Annotated in this window: 19 protein-coding genes, 1 tRNA gene, 1 pseudogene and 1 riboswitch; of the genes and pseudogenes, 12 read left to right on the top strand and 9 right to left on the bottom strand. The window is 61.8% G+C overall.

The annotated features are described in order from the left end of the window. Positions 1 to 80 precede the first annotated feature (80 nt). From ACZ5CM_RS04980 to ACZ5CM_RS05000, 5 genes are read right to left on the bottom strand one after another with little or no spacing between them, the layout of a single operon-like run. On the bottom strand, positions 81 to 749 hold the full coding sequence (locus ACZ5CM_RS04980; protein ID WP_464641611.1) for an adenosylcobinamide amidohydrolase: 669 nt from the start codon (positions 747 to 749) through the stop codon (positions 81 to 83). Then, positions 746 to 1,507, bottom strand: a complete 762-nt coding sequence (locus ACZ5CM_RS04985; protein WP_464641612.1) for an ABC transporter ATP-binding protein — start codon at positions 1,505 to 1,507, stop codon at positions 746 to 748. The genes ACZ5CM_RS04980 and ACZ5CM_RS04985 overlap by 4 nt, the downstream gene beginning before the upstream one ends. Further along, on the bottom strand, positions 1,504 to 2,478 hold the full coding sequence (locus ACZ5CM_RS04990) for a FecCD family ABC transporter permease (protein ID WP_464641613.1): 975 nt from the start codon (positions 2,476 to 2,478) through the stop codon (positions 1,504 to 1,506). Before ACZ5CM_RS04990 ends, ACZ5CM_RS04985 begins: the two co-directional genes overlap by 4 nt. After that, the gene (locus ACZ5CM_RS04995; protein ID WP_464641614.1) at positions 2,475 to 3,293 is read right to left on the bottom strand and encodes an ABC transporter substrate-binding protein; all 819 of its coding nucleotides are present in this window, start codon (positions 3,291 to 3,293) and stop codon (positions 2,475 to 2,477) included. Before ACZ5CM_RS04995 ends, ACZ5CM_RS04990 begins: the two co-directional genes overlap by 4 nt. 43 nt (positions 3,294 to 3,336) lie before the next feature. Next, positions 3,337 to 5,190: a TonB-dependent receptor plug domain-containing protein gene (locus tag ACZ5CM_RS05000; protein WP_464641615.1), complete on the bottom strand. Its 1,854-nt coding sequence runs from the start codon at positions 5,188 to 5,190 to the stop codon at positions 3,337 to 3,339. A gap of 132 nt (positions 5,191 to 5,322) precedes the next feature. After that, positions 5,323 to 5,552: riboswitch (cobalamin riboswitch) on the bottom strand. 129 nt (positions 5,553 to 5,681) lie between these two features. Between ACZ5CM_RS05000 and ACZ5CM_RS05005 the strand changes: the two genes are divergently transcribed. Further along, complete coding sequence (locus tag ACZ5CM_RS05005; protein ID WP_464641616.1) at positions 5,682 to 5,939, top strand: DUF2312 domain-containing protein; 258 nt, start codon at positions 5,682 to 5,684, stop codon at positions 5,937 to 5,939. 90 nt (positions 5,940 to 6,029) lie between these two features. Here ACZ5CM_RS05005 and modC read toward each other — a convergent pair whose 3' ends face one another. The 4 genes from modC to ACZ5CM_RS05025 all read right to left on the bottom strand — a co-directional run bounded on the left by modC (position 6,030) and on the right by ACZ5CM_RS05025 (position 9,572). Further along, on the bottom strand, positions 6,030 to 7,118 hold the full coding sequence (modC, locus tag ACZ5CM_RS05010; protein ID WP_464641617.1) for a molybdenum ABC transporter ATP-binding protein: 1,089 nt from the start codon (positions 7,116 to 7,118) through the stop codon (positions 6,030 to 6,032). Continuing rightward, positions 7,115 to 7,813: a molybdate ABC transporter permease subunit gene (modB, locus tag ACZ5CM_RS05015; protein ID WP_464641618.1), complete on the bottom strand. Its 699-nt coding sequence runs from the start codon at positions 7,811 to 7,813 to the stop codon at positions 7,115 to 7,117. Before modB ends, modC begins: the two co-directional genes overlap by 4 nt. Continuing rightward, positions 7,810 to 8,604 (bottom strand): molybdate ABC transporter substrate-binding protein, encoded by a 795-nt coding sequence (gene modA / locus ACZ5CM_RS05020; protein WP_464641619.1) that lies wholly within the window; start codon positions 8,602 to 8,604, stop codon positions 7,810 to 7,812. The genes modB and modA overlap by 4 nt, the downstream gene beginning before the upstream one ends. A 92-nt stretch (positions 8,605 to 8,696) precedes the next feature. Beyond that, on the bottom strand, positions 8,697 to 9,572 hold the full coding sequence (locus ACZ5CM_RS05025; protein ID WP_464641620.1) for a hypothetical protein: 876 nt from the start codon (positions 9,570 to 9,572) through the stop codon (positions 8,697 to 8,699). 173 nt (positions 9,573 to 9,745) lie between these two features. Here ACZ5CM_RS05025 and ACZ5CM_RS05030 point away from each other — a divergent pair. The 11 genes and pseudogenes from ACZ5CM_RS05030 to wecB all read left to right on the top strand — a co-directional run bounded on the left by ACZ5CM_RS05030 (position 9,746) and on the right by wecB (position 21,356). Next, positions 9,746 to 9,821: transfer RNA gene (locus tag ACZ5CM_RS05030), tRNA-Thr, on the top strand. Between the two features lie 428 nt (positions 9,822 to 10,249). After that, entirely contained in the window at positions 10,250 to 11,278 is a 1,029-nt protein-coding gene (locus tag ACZ5CM_RS05035; RefSeq protein ID WP_464641621.1) for an IS110 family RNA-guided transposase, read from the top strand. Positions 11,279 to 11,615: 337 nt separating this feature from the next. Further along, positions 11,616 to 12,547: pseudogene (locus ACZ5CM_RS05040) on the top strand (transposase). Positions 12,548 to 13,123: 576 nt separating this feature from the next. Beyond that, a complete protein-coding gene (locus ACZ5CM_RS05045) occupies positions 13,124 to 13,513 on the top strand; it encodes a MarR family EPS-associated transcriptional regulator (RefSeq protein ID WP_464641622.1) in 390 nt (129 codons plus the stop codon). A 34-nt stretch (positions 13,514 to 13,547) separates the two neighbouring features. Next, the gene (locus ACZ5CM_RS05050) at positions 13,548 to 14,843 is read left to right on the top strand and encodes an oligosaccharide flippase family protein (RefSeq protein ID WP_464641623.1); all 1,296 of its coding nucleotides are present in this window, start codon (positions 13,548 to 13,550) and stop codon (positions 14,841 to 14,843) included. Further along, positions 14,840 to 15,352, top strand: coding sequence for an acyltransferase (locus tag ACZ5CM_RS05055; protein ID WP_464641624.1), 513 nt, complete (start codon positions 14,840 to 14,842; stop codon positions 15,350 to 15,352). Before ACZ5CM_RS05050 ends, ACZ5CM_RS05055 begins: the two co-directional genes overlap by 4 nt. Before the next feature lie 200 nt (positions 15,353 to 15,552). After that, positions 15,553 to 16,773 (top strand): hypothetical protein, encoded by a 1,221-nt coding sequence (locus ACZ5CM_RS05060; RefSeq protein ID WP_464641625.1) that lies wholly within the window; start codon positions 15,553 to 15,555, stop codon positions 16,771 to 16,773. Then, positions 16,713 to 17,900: a glycosyltransferase family 4 protein gene (locus tag ACZ5CM_RS05065; RefSeq protein ID WP_464641626.1), complete on the top strand. Its 1,188-nt coding sequence runs from the start codon at positions 16,713 to 16,715 to the stop codon at positions 17,898 to 17,900. Before ACZ5CM_RS05060 ends, ACZ5CM_RS05065 begins: the two co-directional genes overlap by 61 nt. Further along, on the top strand, positions 17,858 to 19,045 hold the full coding sequence (locus tag ACZ5CM_RS05070) for a glycosyltransferase (protein ID WP_464641627.1): 1,188 nt from the start codon (positions 17,858 to 17,860) through the stop codon (positions 19,043 to 19,045). Before ACZ5CM_RS05065 ends, ACZ5CM_RS05070 begins: the two co-directional genes overlap by 43 nt. A gap of 52 nt (positions 19,046 to 19,097) precedes the next feature. Next, on the top strand, positions 19,098 to 20,075 hold the full coding sequence (locus ACZ5CM_RS05075) for a glycosyltransferase family 2 protein (protein WP_464641628.1): 978 nt from the start codon (positions 19,098 to 19,100) through the stop codon (positions 20,073 to 20,075). Between the two features lie 147 nt (positions 20,076 to 20,222). Next, complete coding sequence (gene wecB, locus ACZ5CM_RS05080; protein ID WP_464641629.1) at positions 20,223 to 21,356, top strand: non-hydrolyzing UDP-N-acetylglucosamine 2-epimerase; 1,134 nt, start codon at positions 20,223 to 20,225, stop codon at positions 21,354 to 21,356.

The following is a 21,356-nucleotide window of genomic DNA, read 5'->3' on the forward strand; positions in this document are numbered from 1 at the left end:
CGGGCCGGCGGGGCGGAAGATATGGCGGCGGGGGGGCAGGTCGCAACACGCGCGGAGCGCCGGCAGGGACATCGGGGGCATCAGGGACATCGGGAAACACCCTGCTTGCGGTGCACGGTTTCCATCCACAGCTGCGCGCCGCGGCGCACCGCGTCATAGACCGCACGCCCCACCGCCTCGCCCGCCGCCGTGTGCAGCCCCGCAAAGGGGACGCGGCCGGCGGGGGCGGCCACGGCGATGCAGTCGGTGCCGGTGCCGGTGGCGATGCCGGTGGCGATCCGCAGGCCGGTGTCGATCACCGCCGCGGTGCGGGCCTGCGCGGCGATGCTCAGCGCCTCGATCTGGGCGGCCTCGGAGAGCGGCGCGGACAGGATCACGGCGATGTTGATGGTGCCCCATTCCCGGGCGCCGTCGCGCGCCAGCCGGACGCCGACGCGTTCGGCATTGGACAGCCCCACCGTGGCCACGCATCGGGCGCGGATTCCCTCGGCGGCGGCCTCGGTCCGCTCGAAGGCGTCCAGGTCGCGCGAGGTCAGCATCGCCACCGCCCGGTCGCGGCCGCGCGCCGCCAGCTCGCGGCGCAGCCAGGCGGCCACGTCCAGCCCCGGCGGCAGGTCGGCATTGCGCACCTGGCGCCACAGGATCAGATCCGCCATGGCAAAGCCGGGCCGGGTGAGCGACCAGCTCAGCACCCGCTGCGGCGCGGGCAGGCGCAGCTCCAGCCAGGGGCGTTCCAGCGTCAGCTTCATCGGCGGACCACCTCGACGGGCTGGAACACCGGCCCCTGCGGGGTGGAGCCGTAGAAGGCGGTGACGCCGAACACCGCTTCGACATTGGCGGGGGTGAGCACCTCCTGCGGCGGCGCATCGGCCACCAGCCGCCCGTCCTGCATCAGCAGCAGCCGCGAGCAGTGCCGCGCGGCAAGCCCCAGATCGTGCAGCGACACGATCACCGAGCGCCCCTCGCGGGCGAGACCGGCAAAGACCTGCATGGTGGCGATCTGGTGGGCCGGATCGAGCCCGGCAATCGGTTCGTCGGCCAGAAGCAGCGGCGTCTCCTGCGCCAGCGCCCGCGCGATCAGCACCCGCGCCTGTTCGCCGCCCGAAAGCCGGGTGGCGATGCGGTGGCGGTAGGGCGCCAGCTCCATGCGGGCGATGGCGGCCTCGACGGCGGCGCGGTCGGCGGGGCGCAGCCGGGCGCCGCGCGGCAGGTGCGGCAGCCGGCCCAGCGCCACCAGCGTCTCGACCGTGACCGGCCAGGCGATGTCGCGGCTTTGCGGCATCCAGGCGGCGGCACGGGCGCGCGTGCCCCGCGGCATCGCCGCCAGAGACGAATGCCCCTCCGCCGGCAGCAGGCCCAGCGCCGCCCGCATCAGGGTCGTCTTGCCGGCGCCGTTGGGGCCGATCAGGCCGATGCATTCGCCGGGGTTCACGGTCAGGCTGACCCCATCCACCGCCGCGCGGCCGCCGCGTCGCACCGTCAGCCGGTCCAGCGAAAGCAGGCTCATGGCATTTCCTTCCGGGTGCGGTAGATCAGGTGCAGGAACAGCGGCGCCCCCACCAGCGCCATGAGCACCCCGAGCTTCAGGTCGCGCTCGGGCAGCAGCACGCGCACGGCGATATCGGCGGCCAGCACCATCGCCGCCCCGCCCAGCGCCGAGGCCCACAAGAGCGCCGAGGGCCGCGCGCCGACCAGCGGGCGCAGCAGGTGCGGCACCACCAGCCCGACGAAGCCGATGGCGCCCGCGACCGCCGTTGCCGCCCCGACCGAGGCGGCGGTGCCCAGGATCAGCAGCAGCCGCAGGCGGACCAGATCGGTCCCCATCGCCTGCGCCGCGTCCTCGCCCAGCGTCAGCATGTCCAGCCCCCGCCCCAGCCCGGCCAACATCGCCCAGCCCGCCGCCATGAAGGGCAGCGCCAGCCACAGATGGGTGAAGGAGCGGTCGGCGAGCGAACCCATGGTCCAGAACACGATGTCGGCGGCGGCAAAGGGGTTGGGAGAGAGGTTCAGCACCAGCGAGGTCAGCGCCCCGGCCAGTGCCGAAATCGCGATGCCGGCCAGGATCAGCGTGATCGACCCGCCCCGCGGTCCGGCCAGGGCGAGGATCAGCAGCACCGCCAGCACCGCCATGCCCAGCGCCGACAGCGGCAGCGCCAGGGCGAATTGCAGCGCCAGACCCGACTGGATCGCCAGCACCGCGCCCAGTGCTGCCGCGCCCGACACGCCGATCAGGCCCGGCTCGGCCAGCGGGTTGCGCAGATAGCCCTGCAGCGCCGCCCCCGACAGGCCCAGCGATGCCCCCACCATCGCCGCCAGCAGCGCCCGCGGCAGGCGGATTTCCCGCATCACGATGGACAACGGCGTGCCGTCATCGGCAACCAGCGCGGCAAGGCTGCGCAGCGCCGGCGCCTCGGCGTAGCCGGTCACCAGCGACAGGGCGAAAAGGGCCACGCACAGCGCGGCGAGGGCGAGTTTCATGGCTCCGCTCCCCTCTGCGCCCCGCGCTCCGTTCCCGGCCCCGCCGCCAGCTGCTGCAGCGACCGGATGGCCTCCAGCACCCGCGGCGTGCCGCAGATCCAGTCGCGATCAGTGAGGGAGCCGATCACCCGGCTGCGCTCCAGCGCCCGCAGGGCAGGGTGGGAAAGCGGCTCTTCCGCCCGGGCCTGGCCGGGATAGTCGCGCCCCTTCACGATCACCTCGGGGGCCAGCAGGATCAGCCGCTCCAGCGGCAGCGTTCCGCCCCAGTCCAGCCCGGCCTCGTCGGCGATGTTGTCGAAGCCGGCGGCCTTGAGGATGTCGCCGGCCAGCGACCTGTCGCCCAGGGTGAAGCTGTTGACGTAGTAGAGCGCCGCGCGCGGCCGCCGCTTCGGTGCCTGCCGCAGCGCCACCAGATCGGCATTGAAGCGCGCGATCATGCGCGCGGCCGCCTCCTCGCGCCCCAGCACCCGGCCCATGCGGGCGATGCGCCGGGGGATGTCGGCCAGCGATTGCGCCGGGGCGAAGCGTTCCACCCGGATGCCGAGGCGGCGCAGCATCTGCACGGTGGCATCCGAGCTGTAGGTGCCGGCCAGCACCAGGTCGGGGGCGAGCAGATAGACCTCCTCGGCCCCTGATCCGTTCGCGGGCAGTTTCCGCGCGGCCTCGAACATGGCCGAGCTGTCGGGGTCGTGGGCCAGCCGCGACACCGAAACCAGTTGCCCCGGCGCCGCCAGCATCAGCGCCAGCTGGTCGGTGCACAGGTTGATCGACACCACCCGGCGGGGGGGCGGCGGCTCCTGCGCCCCGGCCGGCACCGCCGCGCCCGCAAGGGCGAACGCGGCGGCAAGGGATATGATCCTAGAAGGCCGCACGCAGCCCCGCGAAGATCGCCCGCCCCGAGGCATTATACCCGGCCGAGGTCTGGTAGGTTTCGTCGGTCAGGTTCTCGACCCGCAGCCAGGCGGCCGCGCTGTCGGTCAGCTGGTAGGACAGGCCGGCATTGACAACCGTGTAGTTCGGCATGGCGGTGCCGAACTCGTCGGGGCGGTCGGCCACGTGCTGCACCGAGAGGTTGGCCCGCCACCTGTCGGACAGATCGGCGTCCAGCCCGACCACCAGGTCATGCCCCGGCACCCGCAGCAGCCGCGCGCCGGTGGCGTCGGAAGTCTCGGTATAGGTGTAATTGCCGAACAGCCTGACCCGGTCGCTGATCGCCCACTCCCCGGCAAGCTCGACCCCCTTGGTGGTCGAGGTCCCGGCGACCTGCCGATACTGCCCAGAGAAGGGCACGAATGACAGGACGACGAACTGGATCAGGTTGTCGATCCGGTTGTAGAAGGCGGTGCCGCGCAGATAGCTGCCGGGGCCGAACTGATGGGTCACGCCCAGCTCGAAGCTGGTGCTTTCCTCGGGGCGCAGCGAGGGGTTGCCGTAAAGCGTGCTGTTGAGCTCGTAAAGCGACGGCGCCCGGAACCCGGTCGCCGCGACGGCATTGAGCGTCGTGGCATTGCTCAGCTGCCATGCGGCGGCCAGCCTGCCCGACAGGTTCCCACCGAAGGACTGGTAGTTGTCATAGCGCAGCGATGCGGCCAGATCGACATCTTCACGCGGGGCGTAGAGGACTTCTCCGAACAGGCCGGAATTGTCTTCCGAACCGCGGTCGAAGCCGGTGTTGAAGCTTTCCCGCTGCCAGTCGGCGCCGAAGGTATAGCGCAGCGCGTCGGACTGGCGATAGACACCGGTATAGTCGAGCTTCTGACGCTTGCCGAAGAAGGGCGAGGAAAAGCCATTGGAATTGAAGACCCGGTCGTTCTGGTAATAGGTGTAGGACAGCGTGCTTTGCACGCCACCGGTCTGCATCTCGGCAAAACCGCGGGCGGCGCGGGTCCGGGTGCTGAATGTCTCGTCATAGGGCGGCGCGCCGTCGCCGATCCATTCGTCATAATCCCCGTTGCCGTTGAGCGCATAGGCCGAGAAACCGAGATTCAGGACATCGCTTGCCTGGACATCGCCGCTCAGGTTCAGCTGCGTGCCCCGGTAGCCGTCGGGTTCGGTGTTGGCAGCCCCGGCCTTGGCCGAGAAGCCGCGGGTGTTCACATGGTTCAGGCTGATGCTCAGCCCGCCACGCTGGCCCCGGTGCACGATGTTTGCTCCGGTGCGGAAGGTGTCGTAGCTGCCGCCTTCGGCGGTCAGCGTGGTCCGGGTGCCCGGCGTATCCCGGCGCGGGGCGGTGGTGATGTTGACCACGCCGCCGATCGCCCGCGATCCGTACAGCGACGAACTGGTGCCCTTGAGGATCTCGATCCGGCTCACGGCCGTCGTTGTCAGCCCGGCCCAGTTGAACTGGGTCTGGGGCTGGCTGGGATCGGTCACGTCGATGCCGTCCACGAGGACCTTGATGTATTTTCCGTCCAGCCCCCGGATGCGCAGCTGCGTGCTGGCGCCAAGCGCGCCATTGGCGCTGACCGACAGGCCGGGCAGGCGCGACAGGTAATCCGCCACCGTGGTTTCGGGGGCCTGTCCCAGATCTTCCCCGGTCACGACCTCGATCGTGGCGCCGGTGCGTTTCAGTTCAGTTTCCTGTCCCGACCTGTTGGCGAAAACGGCAATCTCGCCCAGGTCGAATGCTTCCTGCGCCGCTGCGCCACGCAAGCCCGCGCCCAGCGCAGAGCCCACGGCAAGTGCAGAGACGGTGGCAACGAGTTTTTTCATGGTCCCGATTCCTTCCAGACCTTCTGTTACGGTTTTGCCGCGGAAGGCACGGGAAGCGCCGTCCACGAACGGGTGAGTAAGGGTGTCACCACTACGGAACAGACGCCGCCCTGCCGGCGCCCCCCGCGCCGGTGGAAGGTGATCGCTCTGGCAGGTCTCCTGACTCGCGGGTCACAGCGCCTCGTCCGGACCTTCCCGATCCCGCCGGGGGATCAGTGGCATCAACCGGTGGCGCTCTCCGCCTACAGTTGCGGGGGCAGTCGCGGCATTGGCCGTTGGCGGGAGGTTCCTCACCCCCGGGCCGCACCGCGTTCCCTTTTGCCGGCGACTCGCGCCGCCGAACCAGAGCAAGCCGCTCATAGGGCCAGACGGCGCGCCGATCAAGAACCGATTGCGACCGGCGATGACGCAATCGCGCCTTGCGGCCCGGTTTGCGCGCCTGTATCCCGCAGTCCCACCCAACCCAGACAGCAACCGGACGGAGCCCGTTCATGGACGATCATTCCCCCGACGCCACCTATCGCGTGACCGCGGACGAACTGCGCAGCTTCATCGAGCGCATCGAACGACTGGAGGCCGAAAAGAAGGACATCGCCGATCAGCAGAAAGAGGTGATGGCCGAGGCCAAGGCCCGCGGCTACGACACGAAGGTGATGCGCAAGCTGATCGCGCTGCGCAAGCGCGACAAGGACGAAATCGCCGAGGAGGAGGCGGTCCTGGAACTCTACAAGCAGGCGCTGGGCATGTGACCACGCCTCTTCCCCTTCCTCTTGCTCCAAATACTTCGGGGTGAATGCGCGCCGCAGGCGCGCAGAGGGGCAGAGCCCCTGACTGCCCCCTCAGCCGCTGCCGATATCGGTGCGGGCCACCGAAACCGACTTGGCCACCGCAAACACCCTCATCCCCGGCGCAAGTCCCAGCGCCTCGGCCGACCGGCGGGTGATCCGCGCCAGCAGCCGGTCGCTGCCGCAACGCAGCTGGACCATGACGCCGGGCCCGCCGCCCGAGCGCAGCGCCAGCACCTCGCAGGGCAGGACATTGAGCGCCGAAAGCCCGTGCGGCGCCTCCAGCGCCACGATCACGTCATGGGCAAGAATGCGCACCCGCAGCCGCGCCCCCTCCGGCGCATCCGTCTCAGGCAGGAACAGCCGCCCGCCCGAGACCGCGAGTTCCGTCAGCCCGTCCGGGTGATGCCGGATCACGGTCGCGCCCAGCACCGCGCCGGCCTCGCGCAGGCCGATCTGGCGCACTGTGGCCGGATCGGACAGAACCCGCTCGGCCGTGCCCGCCCGTGCCACCCGCCCCGATTCCAGCACCACCACGAAGGTGGCCAGCCGCGCCACCTCGGCCACCGAATGGCTGACATAGAGAACCGGGATCTCGGTCCGGTCCCGCAGCCGCTCCAGGTAGGGCAGGATTTCCTCCTTGCGCGCGGTATCCAGCGCCGCCAGCGGCTCGTCCATCAACAGCATCCGCGGACGCGACAGCAGCGCCCTGCCGATCGCCACCCGCTGTTTTTCTCCACCCGAAAGCGATCCGGGTCGGCGTTCAAGCAGCGCGTCGATGCCCAGCAGCGCGCAGACCTCCTCCAGCGACGGGCCCTGCGCCCCGCGCGGGGCGAAGCGCGCCCCATAGATCAGGTTCTGGCGCACCGAAAGATGCGGAAACAGCCGCCCGTCCTGAAACACATAGCCCAGCCGCCGCCGGTGCACCGGCAGGTTCACTCGCGTGCGCGAATCGAACAGCACCTCGCCGGCCAGCTCGATCCGGCCGCGTGCCGGCCGCAGCAGGCCGGAAACCGCATTGACCACCGTGGTCTTGCCCGCCCCCGAGCGGCCGAACAGGGCGGTGATGCCCGAAGGCGCCTCGAAGGAGACATCCAGCCGGAACCCGGCGAAGGGATGCGTGATCTCCACCCGCAGGCTCATGCTCCGGCCACCCTGCGCGCGGCGCGGCGGGCCAGGATTTCGGATACCAGAAGCGCCGCCACCGCCAGCGCCACCGAAATCGCCACCAGGTGCAGCGCCCGCGTCTCGCCGCCCGGCACCTGCAGGAAGGTGTAGATCGCCAGCGGCAGGGTCCGGGTTTCGCCGGGGATGTTGGAGACGAAGGTGATGGTGGCCCCGAACTCGCCCACCGCGCGGGCAAAGGCCAGAACCGCCCCGGCGATGATGCCGGGCAGCACCAGCGGCAGGGTGACGGTCACGAAGACCCAGACCCTTGATGCGCCCAGCGTCGCCGCCGCCTGCTCCAGCCTGGGATCGACCGCCTCGATCGCCAGACGCATTGCCCGCACCATCAGCGGAAAGGCCATGATCGCCGCCGCCAGCACCGCGCCGGTCCAGCGAAAGGCGATGGTGACGCCGAACAGATCGTAAAGCCACGCCCCCACCGGTCCCTTGCGCCCAAAGGTCAGCAGCAGCAGGTAGCCGGTCACCACCGGCGGCAGGATCAACGGCAAGTGCACCAGCGCGTTCACCAACTGCTTGCCGCGAAACTCCCACCGCGCCAGCGCGAAGGCGGTGAACAGCCCCGGAGGCAGGCTGGCCAGCACCGCCCAGATCGAGACGCGCAGCGAAAGGCCGATCGCCTCCCACTCGTCGGGGCCGAGCCAGTTGCTCAAGACGGATCCTCCACCAGCCCGAAGCCCGTGGCGCGGAAGATGTCCGCCGCCCGCGGACCCTTCAGGAAGTCGAGGAAGGCGCGCGCCTGCGCGCCGTCGCCATCGGCCAGCACCGCCACCGGGTAGCGGATCGGCGGGTGGCTGTCTTCGGGAAAGACGCCCAGCACCCGCACATCGGGCGAGGCCGCCGCATCGGTGGCATAGACGATGCCGAGGGGTGCGGCACCGCTGGCCACCAGCCGCAGCGCCCCGGTCACGCTGCCGGCCTGCGCCAGCCGGTCAGCCAGCACGTCCCATAGTCCCAGGGATTGCAGCGCGGCCCTTGCATAGATCCCCGCCGGCACCGCATCCACCAGTGCCACTGCCAGCCGCCCGCCCTCCATCCGCGCCAACAAATCCACCCCGGACTCCAGCGTCAGTGCGCCACCTTCTTCGCCGGTGCCGGCAATCAGCACCAGCCGGTTGGTCAGCAGGTCGCTGCGCGTGCCTTCCGCCAGCAGCCCGTCGGCGGCGACCGCATCCATCCACGCGGCATTGGCGGACAGGAACAGGTTCGCCGGGGCCCCATGCTGCAGCTGGCGGGCCAGCGCCGAACTGCCGCCATAGACCAGCCGGACCCGGTTGCCGCTTTCGTCGGAGAAGGCGGCGGCGATCTCGTCCAGGGCGGTCTTGAGGCTGGCCGCGGCAAAAACGGTGACCGTGCCCGCCACCGCGCTGCCGGCCGCGGCAAGGACGCCGAACGCCCAGAGCGCCAGGACAAGGATCATCTGTCGGGGCTGGGGGCGGGGCATCGGCTCTCTCGTGTCGCTCCGGATCTACCCGGATGTATCGCAGCCCTGTCCCCCGTCGCGCAAGAGCGAACAGGGCCGATGCGTGCCCCTTCTCAGGGCGTGATCAGGGTCACGTCGGGGATGCGCTGGATGCGCAGCAGGTCCTCGTCATAGCGCTCGGTCAGGTCGTCCACCAGCTCTTCGGTCCAGCCGGGCAGGTCGAGTTCCTCTTCGACCGCTTCATCGATGGCGAACTTGTCGAGGAAGGCGGCATAGACGCGGCGGCGGTGGATCTCGGTCAGCTCGGGGCGCGCGGCAAGATACGCCTTCAGCCTCTGCATTCCGTCGGGCGACATGATCTCCGCCAGCAGGTCAAGCTCGCCCTCGACCGGCGCGCCGTGGTCTAGCCCGCCCATCTCGCGCAGCAGCTGCCCCCAGATCAGCGGCGTGTCCTCGTTGCACCAGACGGTGATCGGGATTTCGGGCAGGGCGGCGCGGATGCGGGTCAGCAGGTCGGACCAGCGCAGCGCGGCCGGGTCGGTCGTCGAAAGGACCTCGTGCAGGCGCTTGGCCGAGGCCTTGCGCAGCACCAGCGGCAGGAAGCTGGCCGGGTTGCGGATCGCCAGGAACAGTTCGATCCGGTCGAGGTGGAACAGCTGCCGGGTCTGGTCCAGACGCTCTTCGGCCAGGGGGTATAGCGTGTTGCCGTCGAGCGCGTAACGCTGCGACCCGAAGAAGTTCTCGTTGGACAGGACCAGGCGGTCGGCGGTTTCCTCGTCGAGGATGGCGTCGATCAGAACCTCCCGGGCATCCTCGGCCGGCGGGGCGTTCAGCATCGCCTTGTAGGCTTCCTTCAGCAGCGTCCGATACTTGCCCGGCCCGGGCACGGCGGTGCCGTGCCGGGCCAGCTGCGCCTTGTTGCGCAGAAGGCATTTCAGCAGGCGGTCTTCGTCTGTGCAATGGGCGCCGGCGTGAAAGATGACCTGCATGTTTCCAAGCGTGCTCCGTGCCGGATCGGCGTTCCGACTGAGTTATCCTTTCGCCCCCGGCCCGTCAAACGTCTTTGCCGCGCCGCCCCGGCCGATACGTGGTGGCGAGGGCGGAACGGGCGGAAGATGCGGCTTGAAGCGGCAAATCCGGTCGGGTAATGGAAAGCCGTCGGGCCGGTATAGCTCAGCTGGTAGAGCACGTGATTTGTAATCTCGGGGTCGGGGGTTCAAGTCCCTCTGCCGGCACCAGATATTCCCGGCGGGACTGCGATGTTTTGACAGTTTGCGAAGGGGCGGGAAGTCACCTTCGGACATGCCTCGATAGGTTTTGCACCGCAGGATCGGGCATGCCAGCCAGGCATCGGCCTCGTAACGGGTGACGTGAAGGTTGGTTTCCGGGTATTCGGCCCGGGCCCTGAGGCCATCCTGGAGCAGCAACCGGTCACTGGATCGATCGCGTGTCGCGGCCAGATTCTGCAGGCGATCGCGCAGGTTCTGGTCGGGCTTCGCGGCGAGTGGTCGGGCGGTGCCCATGTGCAGCGTTTCCTTTCTTCGATCATTCCAACGAGTATCTAACAGGCTGCTGAAAAGATGGGGTGGATGCCGCTCTCCCCGACGGCATCGCAATGTGCCAAGCTTGTGATGTTGAGAAACACAAGGAAAAGGAGAGGGCATCCATGGAAAATGTTACCATCATTGGAATTGATCTTGCAAAGAATGTATTTCAGTTGCACGGCGGGGCGGCAGACGGGTCTGCGGTGTTCCGAAAACGGCTGTCACGGCCACAGTTCCAGCGGTTCATGGCCAGGCATCCCGCCTGCACCGTGGCGATGGAGGCCTGTCCGGGGTCGCATTACTGGGCACGGGAACTGGCTGACATGGGTCATGCCGTATGGGTGATTTCGCCTCAGTACGTGACCCCGTTCGTGAAGCGGCAAAAGAATGATGCGGCCGATGCGGAGGCCATAGTCGAGGCGGCGATGCGTCCCAACATGCGTTTTGTCGAACCTAAAAGCGCCGAACAGCAAGCTCGCGCGGTCGTGTTCCGTATCCGCCAGAAGCTGGTCGCCCAACGGATCGAGCTGATAAATGCGCTGCGCTCGCATCTCTATGAGTTCGGCTATATCGCACCGGTCGGTTTGCAGCATCTGCCCCGGTTGGCAGAGGTCATCGCGGATGAGACCAGCGACCTGCCAAAGGTCGCACGCGTCGCCTGTCAGCAGCTTCTGGATCAGATCGACAACCTGTCCGGACATCTCGAAGGCTTGAACGACCAGGTCAACGAGTTGGGCAAGCAGGGCCAGACCGCGCGACTGTTGCAGACCATGCCCGGGGTCGGTCCGGTCACGGCTCTTGCCATTGAGGCATTTGCGCCACCGATGGAGAGCTTCCGGCGCGGGCGCGACTTCGCGGCCTGGCTTGGGCTCGTCCCGCGACAAAGGTCGTCCGGTGGCAAGGCGCGGCTTGGACGAATATCAAAGGCCGGGCAGCATGACATCCGAAGGCTGCTGATCATCGGAGCCATGGCGGCAATGGTCGGGGCTTGCCGACGTGGCATCCCCGAGGACACCTGGCTGGGCAAGCTGATGCTGCGAAAACCCCGTATCCTTGTCGCCATCGCGCTTGCCAACAAGATGGCCCGGCGGATCTGGGCAATGCTGACGAAGAACGAGAGTTACCGGGATCCGGCCATGGCGGCGGCATGATCATCGATCATCCGTTGGTCTGAGGCTGGGTGTCGGGGATGTGAGGGAGGCAAGAACTGAATGGACAACTGATCGATCAGATCGGGGTTGGGAAAACCAGCGAGATGCGTAGGGCTTCGAGCCCGGTGAAAAGTGTTGGACCCGGCCTGCGGATCGCCATCCCGGCCAGCGGCAAGTGAAAGAGCCGCACATCAAAGGCCTGACACAAGCTCGCACTCGATCACACATCCAGGAGGTTCAAAATGTCCTTGCATTCAGAGCGGCATCCACACAAAGCCATCTCTTGCTGCGGCTTTGAGACCATGATTCACTCTGGTTCAGGGCAACGCAGGGGGTGATGCCGCGCGGTACGGAGGAGATGAGCGGGTCGCTGTTCAGCTATGTTGACCTGGAAGAGCGCATCCCGGCGCGGCATCCTTTGCGCAAGATCCGGCAGGTGGTGAACGATGCACTGACCAGCCTGGATGCCGAGTTCGAGGCGCTTTACACCGCTTTCGGTCGCCCCTCGATCGCGCCGGAGCGGCTGATCCGGGCCAGCCTGCACCAGATCCTGTTTTCCGTGCGCTCCGAGCGGCAGTTGATGGAGCAGATGCACTATAACCTGCTGTTTGGCTGGCTCAAAGGGCTCGGGATCGACGACCCTGTCTGGGGTGAAGGGCGCCCGGAAATCTGTCCGGTGGACAGATTTCAGCCCTGAACGGGCGGAGCCCCGGGCCGAAGGCCCACGGTGTTCAGCAAGAACCGCGACCGGCTGCTGATGACCGAGATGTCGCGCAAGGTCATGGCGGCGATCCTGGCCCACCGCGAGGTGGCACCGCTGTTGTCGGACGAGCATTTCTCGGTCGGCGGGACGCTGGTCAAGGCCTGGGCCTCGATGAAGAGCTTTCAGGCGAAAGCCGGGAGTGCACCGCCCGATGGCCCCGATGACGACGACCCGGGCGACCCGCCCACATCCGACACCCCTCCCGCAACCCGACCCGGGCCGACGGGCATGCCGAGCGGCGTGCGGCGCTGGACATGATCCACCGCCATTCCCCCGAATCGACACGGCGGCTGACCCTGGGTGCGGACAAGGGCTATGATGCCACCGGCTTCATCGCCGAACTGCGGCAGGCCTGCGTGACCCCGCATGTCGCACGGAAATCGCGGCACTCGGCCATCGACGGGCGCACCACCCGGCATGAAGGCTATGGGCTGTCCCTGAAACATCGCAAGCGGATCGAGGAGGCCTTTGGCTGGGCCAAGACTGTCTGGGCGGAGAACAGGTGACAGGCCGTCATGATCGTGAGCGGGCAGTCGTCTCCAATTTGTTGGCATGCGGACGTATTCTGGCATGATTGTCTCGAAAACGGAACCAGTGTCGGGAGATTTGCAAGCCGGAAGGAATATCGCGTTATATCAAAGGGTAAGTGGAAAATTCCGGCGGGACGTATCGGGAACATATGGCGAAATGTGACAACGGTATTTGGGGGATGTTTTCGGGGGTTTTGGGGTTGTTCGTAACCGAAACACACTGAAAACATCGCCGGGAAGGAGCAGCGCCCAGCGCGCTCAGGTTGACGTATCTTCGGCGTCTCTCACCCGTCTTTCGAGTTCGAGAGTGTGGCACCACCGGCTGGCGGCCCTTGCCTGGAACCGTAGGGCCGCCTGCGTCACGCGCAAACCCTCGGGGAAGGTGACATTGGGCCTTCCCCTCGCAACAGGAATCGGCTAAATGTTCAATCTTGAACCATCATGCCTTTCGGTTCGCTGACACCGCTGCCCATTCCACCCCCGAGGCCCCCCGCGCGAGCCTCCGTGCGGTAGCCGTGACTTCGCTCAAGGGCCACACACCACCCATTCCCCATGCCCAATAGAAACCAGGCCAAAGCCGAAGACATCCGCTTCCGCGTCCTGCGCCTCCTCGAGGAAAACCCCACCGCCAGCCAGCGCGAGATCGCCAAGGCGCTGGGCATCAGCCTCGGCGGCGTCAACTATTGCCTCAACGCGCTGGTCGAGAAGGGCTTCGTGAAGATGCGGAACTTCCAGGAAGCCGAGAACAAGCGGAAGTATATGTACCTGCTGACACCCAAGGGGGTGGCCGAGAAGGCGGCCCTGACCGGACGCTTCTTGGCGCGGAAGATGCGGGAGTATGAGGCGCTGAAGGCGGAGATTGAGGCGGTGAGGGCGGAGATGGGGGCGGGCCGTGAAAGAAAAGAATACAGCGCGACGGCTGTGAGGGGGCCAAAGAGTTGAAACACAATTTCCGAATCTCTCCTGTAGACCTCGCGTGGCGATAGCGGTGAGCAAATTTATTGTATCACAAATATTCTGGGTGACAGCTGGTCGACTGCTGTCGCGTGGTGGCTTGTTGGCAACATCCATTATACTCGCGCGAAATCTCGACGTTGAAGTTTTCGCTGCGTACAGTTTTTTCCTGTTGACTGTGAATATGTTGGCAACCTACTCCGCAATGGGGTTGGGCGTGACAGCCAACCGGTATTTTGTTGGCGCGGACAACATGGATCAGGCGAAGAGCCGAGTGATTGCGGCTATGGTGAGCGTTTCCACCATTTTTTCTCTACTCCCGGCGCTCGGACTACTCTTGCTGCCAATGAATTGGCTGGCCGATAACCTCCCTTTGCCGGCATGGGCTTTGGCGCTTGGAGTATTGGTTTTTGCACTGGAGGTGGTGCCGCAAAATGCTTTGAATGGGCTGGAAAAATATCGCCAGGATGCCCTTCTTTCCATATTGAGCGGCGGGTTCGTCGTTGGTATGGCGTTCTATGCAGCAACAATTCAAAGTCTTACGCTGACCCTGGTAGGATTGATTGTGGGCAGTCTCATCAGGGTCGTTGGCTGCTGGGCCATTGTCATCAGGGTTATTGGTTGGCAGAATTTACGGAAAGGGTTTCCATTCGCTAGATCTGATTTGTTTCATGTTTTCGGTTTTTCCCTTCCCATGTTTCTGATATCTTTGGTCGCTAGCACCGGACCGTGGGCCGTGGGGCGGGTCATCTTGAGCGGAAGCAGTGGCGAGTATGCTTTGGCGGTTTACTCAATAGGCCTGCAGTGGTTTGCGCTCGGCATGTTCCTGCCGGGTAGTGTCTCGCGTGTTTCCGTACCGCGATTGGTGCGGAGCATCGACCGGCCCAGCATTGACGATCCAGTGAAAAAACACCTCCTGTTAGGACTCAAGTTGTCACTTGCCACCTCTGGCCTTCTTGTTGTGTTTGGCGTGCTGTTTGGGCGTCAAATCATGGCGCTGTATGGCCGCATGTACGAAGACGAAATACTGTTACTGAGTGTGTTCTTGGTGATTGCAATGCTGGCGGCCACCTCGCAAATGCTCGGGAATCTTATCGTATTTTCCAACCATCAGTGGACATGGCTGAAGATAAATTTAGTTTTTCTGCTCGCTATGATTGGTGTAGCCGTCATGGCTATGGCTATGGATTATGGGGCTTGGGCGGGAGCGCTTTCTTTATCTATTTCGTATTTCGTTATGCTGGCTTTGTCAGTTTATAGTATCAAGTCAGAAAAGTTGGTGCAGGCCCATGCTCGCATGGCGGTCCGAAAAATATGAGACCTTTTCGCCTCTTCGTCGTTCTTAAACTGTTCTTTTTTTTCCCCGAAACCCGACTGTTCAAACTGAAGGCACTCCTGTTGCGTTGGGCGGGAGCAGAGATCGGGAGAGATGTTAATATTTGCTCATCCGTTACAATACTCGGGCACAGAAAGCTCACAATTGGCGACCATGTTTGGATCGGCCCGCAGAGTCTGATTGTCTGTAGCGCGCCGGTGCATATCGGTAGTAACGTAGATATTGCCCCTAGGGTTTATATTGGAACCGGAACGCATGAAATTGATGAAAGTGGCCCTCGCACTGCGGGAAAAGGCATTAGCGAACCGATTAATATCGAGGATGGTGTTTGGGTTGGAGCGACGTCAACCATATTGCCCGGTGTAACTGTAAAACACAAAACAGTCGTTGCGGCAGGGGCTGTAGTCCACAGCGACACCCCGCAAGGGGCAATAATCGGAGGTGTCCCTGCAAAGATCATCCGGTTTCTTGCCGGCGAAGGCGAAGGATAGTGTTGCCGGTGCAGAGCTTGACCAATTACCGACAGTATCCAATAGGAAAACAACACAGATACCATCTGCCCAAGTCACTCATCGTGCCATTGTTGGCGCTGTTCTTGCGGTTAGCCAGTGGGCCGACCGCGAATTTGAGTTACCTGGTCCTGGCTGCGTGGGCCTTGTTTGGCCCTCGGCAAGCCATCCAGGCGCTGTTCATGTCCTGGTTGTTCACCATGTTCAATCCAGGTCTTGCCTCAGAGGCTTCTCTTGGTGCCATAGGGCGCTATGCGGTGATCTTCGGGGCAATGGCCTCTGTATTGTTGGGATATTTTTCCAAGAACCAGCTGACAATAAAAAAGCATATCGTGGCGACATTACTTATAGGCCTTTTCCTCATTATCCACTCATTGCTTGTCAGCCCCATCCCCGATGTATCCCTGCTTAAGTCGATTTCTTTTTTGATCGCGTTTACATCCTTACTCGCGGCTTGGGGCGCGCTAAATCCAGACGAGCGAATGCAGACTGAAATGTTTGTCTTTGGCGGAATGATCGCCGTCGCGCTGGTGAGCTTGCCCTTTATTTCTGGCGGGGTTGGATATCTGCGCAATGGTACCGGGTTTCAGGGCATCCTTAACCATCCTCAAGCCTTTGGCCCCTTCGCAGCCTTGCTCGCAGGCTGGCTGGCGGCTCAAATTGTCAGTAACAAGAAGCCGCCGTCATGGCATTTTGGTCTGCTCATACTTCTTTTGGTAATGATTTTTGCTTCCGAAGCTCGGACAGCAGGTGGCGCGTTTGTCCTTGGATTTGGCTTTCCGTTTCTTTTCGTTCTTGTTTTTCGCATCCATGAATTGAGGTCGATTCTACCCGGAATTCGGACGGGAAAATTCGCGCTCGCTCTCTGGGTTGCTGTCTTCGGATTGATCGCTTTTGGATCTGTTTTTATGACAGAAATCAGCCAGTACATTTCAAAGTCCGGGCGATCAATGGCCGGTTCGGATTTGGCTGGAGCCTATCAGGAATCGCGTGGCTTGCTTGTTACCAACATGATCGCCAACATTAGAAATTATCCGATAAGTGGAATTGGATTCGGGATTGCTTCCTTCCCGGAAACCATGACGGTGGCGCGGGACGCTTTCACAGGGCTGCCAATTGGCGCCAGTATCGAAAAGGGTGTCATGCCGGTTGCCATAGTTGAAGAATTGGGAGTGCCTGGAGCACTGCTTCTTTTTTCATGGATCGGTATGTTAATTGCCCGAGCCAGCCGGGCAGGCTTCGCTTCTCTGGTAGTCATTCTCACAAGTCTTTTTGTGAATTTGGGAGAAAACGTGTTTTTCTCGGCCGGGGGGCAAGGCATGTTGGTAATGATACTTGTGACATGGGCGGCAAGTCCGGCTGGGACCGCTCGGGTGGTAAAAAAGCGATCATGGATCGGATAGTTTTCTGGCAACGAATTGTCAGCCCTCATATGTTTTCTCTAGCTTCGGCTTTGAAAGACGAGGGGTACGAAGTTCGGTATGTCGCTGAGGAGTTAATGTCCCGGCAAAGATCCGAAATGGGCTGGAAAAGTGAAAAGCCAGAGGATGTCGAGGTCATCCTCATTGAAGATAAAGCGCATATTCACCGCATAATTGCAGACGTGCCTTCCGATACGGTCCACCTTGTTCAGGGCGTTTTCTCGAATGGGATTATGGAAAGTGTTCGCCGCGCGCTAAAGTCCAATGGCGCGAAATGGGGGGCGATCATGGAAACGGTTGATGAACGATCGTGGAAATGGCCACTCAAACGCTTGGTTTATCGCAGTCGTTTGTGGAGGTGGGCGGTACGCCCAGATTTCGTTTTGGCGATAGGCGAGCGGACAAGCGATTGGGTGACCGCACGGGGCTTTCCGAAAAATCTCATATTTCCGATGACTTATTTTATTCAGCTTCCATCGGGTGAAGATGGACCAAGACAGGTTTCCAAAAACCGTTTTCGCATTGGATTTATTGGCCGACTCATTCCCCTCAAGCGCGTCGAGTTGGTGGTCGATGCCCTCGCGGGCTTGTCAGATTATGCATTTGAATTCGTGATTATCGGATCCGGTCCGCTAGCGTCAACGATCGAAAAACTTGCGGTCGAAAAGTTGGGAGAAAATGGATTTTCCATGCGTGGAATGTTGTCTATGGACAAAACGCGCGCCATTTTGACAGATCTGGATTGTCTGGTTCTGCCAAGTGACCACGACGGCTGGGGGGCAGTTGTCACCGAGGCGCTCATGGCCGGTGTTCCAGCGATCTGCAGTGACGCTTGTGGATCTTCTGAGGCGGTGAAGGCGTCAGGAGTTGGCGGGGTTTTCCCAAAGGGAGATGTCCGGGCTCTGCAAAATTTTCTGAAACAGGCAATGGATAAGGGCCCACCGACAGCTGATGAACGGAAAAGACTTGCACAATGGGCGCGCTGCTTCGGCCCTGAAGCCGGTGCCGCCTATATTACTGGGATCCTAGCCTCCGTATACGAAATGGGCCCAAGGCCAAATCCGCCATGGCAATCGGTGTTTCCGAGATTAGGTGGAGGTATTGGGTGAAAACAAGTTCTGTCCATATAGTTCCACACATTGGCCATGAAGCGAGTGGGCCTTCGTACACCGTCCCAAGGCTTTGTAGCGCACTTGTCGCCGCTGGTCATACGACTAAACTAGCCGTACTCGGACCCCAGCAAGAAAAAGAAACGTTCGATTTCGTACAACACTTTCCTTATGGTTTGGGCCCCAAAAGGCTGGGGGTGTCCCCCAAAATGAAACACTGGCTGCGTCACATGGGGCATGCGGGCAATATCGGCATCATTCATAATCATAGCCTATGGATGGCCACCAATGTGTATCCGGCTAAAGCTGTCCGCAATTCAGCCTGCCGATTAGTAGTTTCACCCCGTGGCAGTTTGTCTGAATGGGCGCTAGAGCATTCTAAGTGGCGCAAGAAAATACTTTGGCCGGTGTTCGTCGAGCCTGTGATGCGCCAGGCAACCGCATTTCATGTAACTGCGGATTCTGAATATATCGATATTCGGCGGTTGGGCTTTCACCAGCCGATTGCGATCATTCCAAACGGCATTGACATACCGGAAATCGAGAAGCCGAAGTCGTGCCGGAAAGAAATGCGGAAATTACTTTTTCTCGGGCGTATTCACGAAAAAAAAGGTATCCACCAGCTGCTGCAAGCTTGGCAGAGGGTTCAGGCTCGACATGTTAACTGGCAGCTTGTCGTTGCGGGACCCGATAATGGTGGTTACTTGCAAAAGATGAAAGTCCTGGCGGAGGAGCTGGGCTTGCAGAGATGCATATTTCCCGGTCCTATTTATGGCGAGGAAAAGCTCAATGCTTATAGGCAGGCAGATATCTTTGTGCTGCCAACTTATAGTGAGAATTTTGGCATGACGGTTGCGGAAGCACTGGCTGCCGGGACACCGGCCATCGTTACCAAAGGCGCACCTTGGGCAGGATTGGCAACACAGCGCGCGGGCTGGTGGATTGATATTGGCGTTGAGCCTTTGGTCGCGGCTTTGGAAAAGGCCCTAGCAACAGAACCAGAAACACTAGAGGAGATGGGTCGTCTGGGCCGCGAGTGGATGATCCGCGATTTTTCTTGGGATAAAATTGCTGCTGATATGGGGGCATTTTATGAATGGCTAATCAATGGTGGTAATCTGCCGAACTGCGTGCGCAAAGATTAGCGTGCGCTCAAATTGAAACCAATGACTGTCATCCCGCAGACCCTCATAATCAATGAAGGGCGAACTGGGGCTGGCCACAAAACTGTCTTGCAATACTGAAAAGCTCATGACCCAAGCTGCCGACAAATCCGCCCAATCTCCACGGCCAAAGGGCAAAGTACCGATCGCAGTGATAATAATCAGCCTCAATGAGGCACACAATATGGAAGATGTTCTGGATAACCTCGAGGGCTGGGCGCAGGAGGTTTTCCTTGTCGATAGTTTCAGTTCGGATCAAACCGTAAATATTGCCCTCGCACGCGGGGTATATGTAGTGCAGAGACGGTTCACTAACTTTGGAGACCAGTGGAATTTCGCCCTCAGCCATTTGCCAATCACAGCTCCTTGGACAATGAAGCTTGATCCGGATGAGAGGCTGACGGACGAATTAAAGACTTCTATTGAAAGGGCGATTACCAAGAACGAAATTAACGGATTTTTGATGAACAGACGACTTTGGTTCATGGGAACGCCACTACCTGTTCGCATGAAGATCCTTCGCCTTTGGCGCACCGGTACCGGTCGTTTTTCTGACGTGTCAGTTAATGAACACCTTCTGGTAGAAGGTGGAGTTGCGCATCTAAAAGGTGATTTGGAACATCACGACAGCCCCAACTTGCATCACTGGTATGACAAACAAAATCGGTACTCTACAATGGAAGCAGTGATGCGGATTGAGAAAGCCGGATATGCAGAAAAGCCTGAAATTTTCGGGTCGGCTTTGCAACGGCGCATGTGGTTAAAATCCATTCGTCACAGATTGCCATTCCGAAATCTGTTAATGTTTCTTTATTGTTACTTCTGGCTAGGTGTATGGCGTGCCGGGCGGGCGGGCTTTGTCTGGGCCAGGTGTCGGGCCGACGTATATCGCATGATTGATTTAAAAGCCGAAGAGATGAAACTTCTCGGAACGGTTTACAAACCACCGCGCGTCCCCTTAGGCGACCCAAATCCAGAAGCTATTCAGGCTTCGACTGTTTCAACCGAGTGAGCCGTCTTTGGACTTTCCCCATTTTGGGGCCGGAAATCTTCTGAATGAAGCGATACCTGCTTTTCAGCCTGTGGCCTACAGGTCCAGTTACCTTTTCCACAACCGAGGTGTGAGCATGGTCGTAGGCTCGACAAGAAAACTACTCTGATGCGCGTTCTTACGGTAATCGGTACGCGTCCCGAAGCCATCAAGATGGCCCCGGTTATCAAAGGGCTGCTGCGGCGGCCCGGAATCGAGGCACGACTGTGCGTGACCGCCCAGCACCGGAATATGCTGGATCAGGTGCTTGAGCTTTTCGGGCTCAGTCCCGATTACGATCTCGATCTGATGAGGCCGGGTCAGAACCTGACCGGCATCACATCCAGCGTGCTGAGCGGTCTTGCTCCAGTGCTTGGACAGGTTCGCCCCGACGTCGTTCTGGTCCACGGTGATACAACCACGACACTCGCCGCAACATTGGCAGCATATTATGCCCGGATTCCAGTGGGGCATGTCGAGGCGGGTCTTAGGACCCATGACATTTATTCGCCTTGGCCTGAAGAAGTGAACCGCAAGGTCGCCGGTGCGATTTCGGAACTGCACTTCGCCCCGACTGAGCGGGCGCGCCGTGCTCTTCTAGACGAAGCCGTGCCGGATTCTCGTATCCAAGTTACAGGAAACACGGTAATCGATGCTCTCCATGAGGTCGTCGCCCTACTCGATGTAGATCAGGAGAAGAGTAACGCGCTCGCTCGTGAGTTTCGACTTGATCCCGAGAGGCGGATGATCCTGGTTACCGGCCACCGCCGTGAAAGCTTCGGCGACGGTTTTCAGCGCATCTGCGAGGCGCTTCGCCGACTTGCTCAGCGTCAAGATGTCGAGATCGTCTACCCGGTCCACCTGAACCCCAACGTCAAAGGCCCGGTTGAGGAAAACCTGTCGGATCTACCCAACGTTCATCTTCTGCCGCCCCAGGACTATTTGCCCTTTGTGTATCTCATGAGTCGGGCCCACATTATCCTGACCGACTCTGGTGGCGTACAGGAAGAAGCGCCCGCGCTCGGCAAGCCGGTCCTGGTGATGCGGGAAACCACAGAACGGCCTGAGGCTGTGGAGGCCGGCACCGTGAAGCTCGTTGGCACGGATGTCCAGAAAATAGCCGGTGAAGCAACGAGGCTTCTCGACGATGATGAAGCCTATCGTCAGATGAGTATTGCGCATAACCCCTATGGGGATGGCAAGGCAACAGGGCGGATTATTGACGCCTTGCACGCTTGGTACGAAAACAAAAAGGACTGTTGA

The sequence above is a fragment of the Piezobacter thermophilus genome (genome assembly GCF_055386745.1).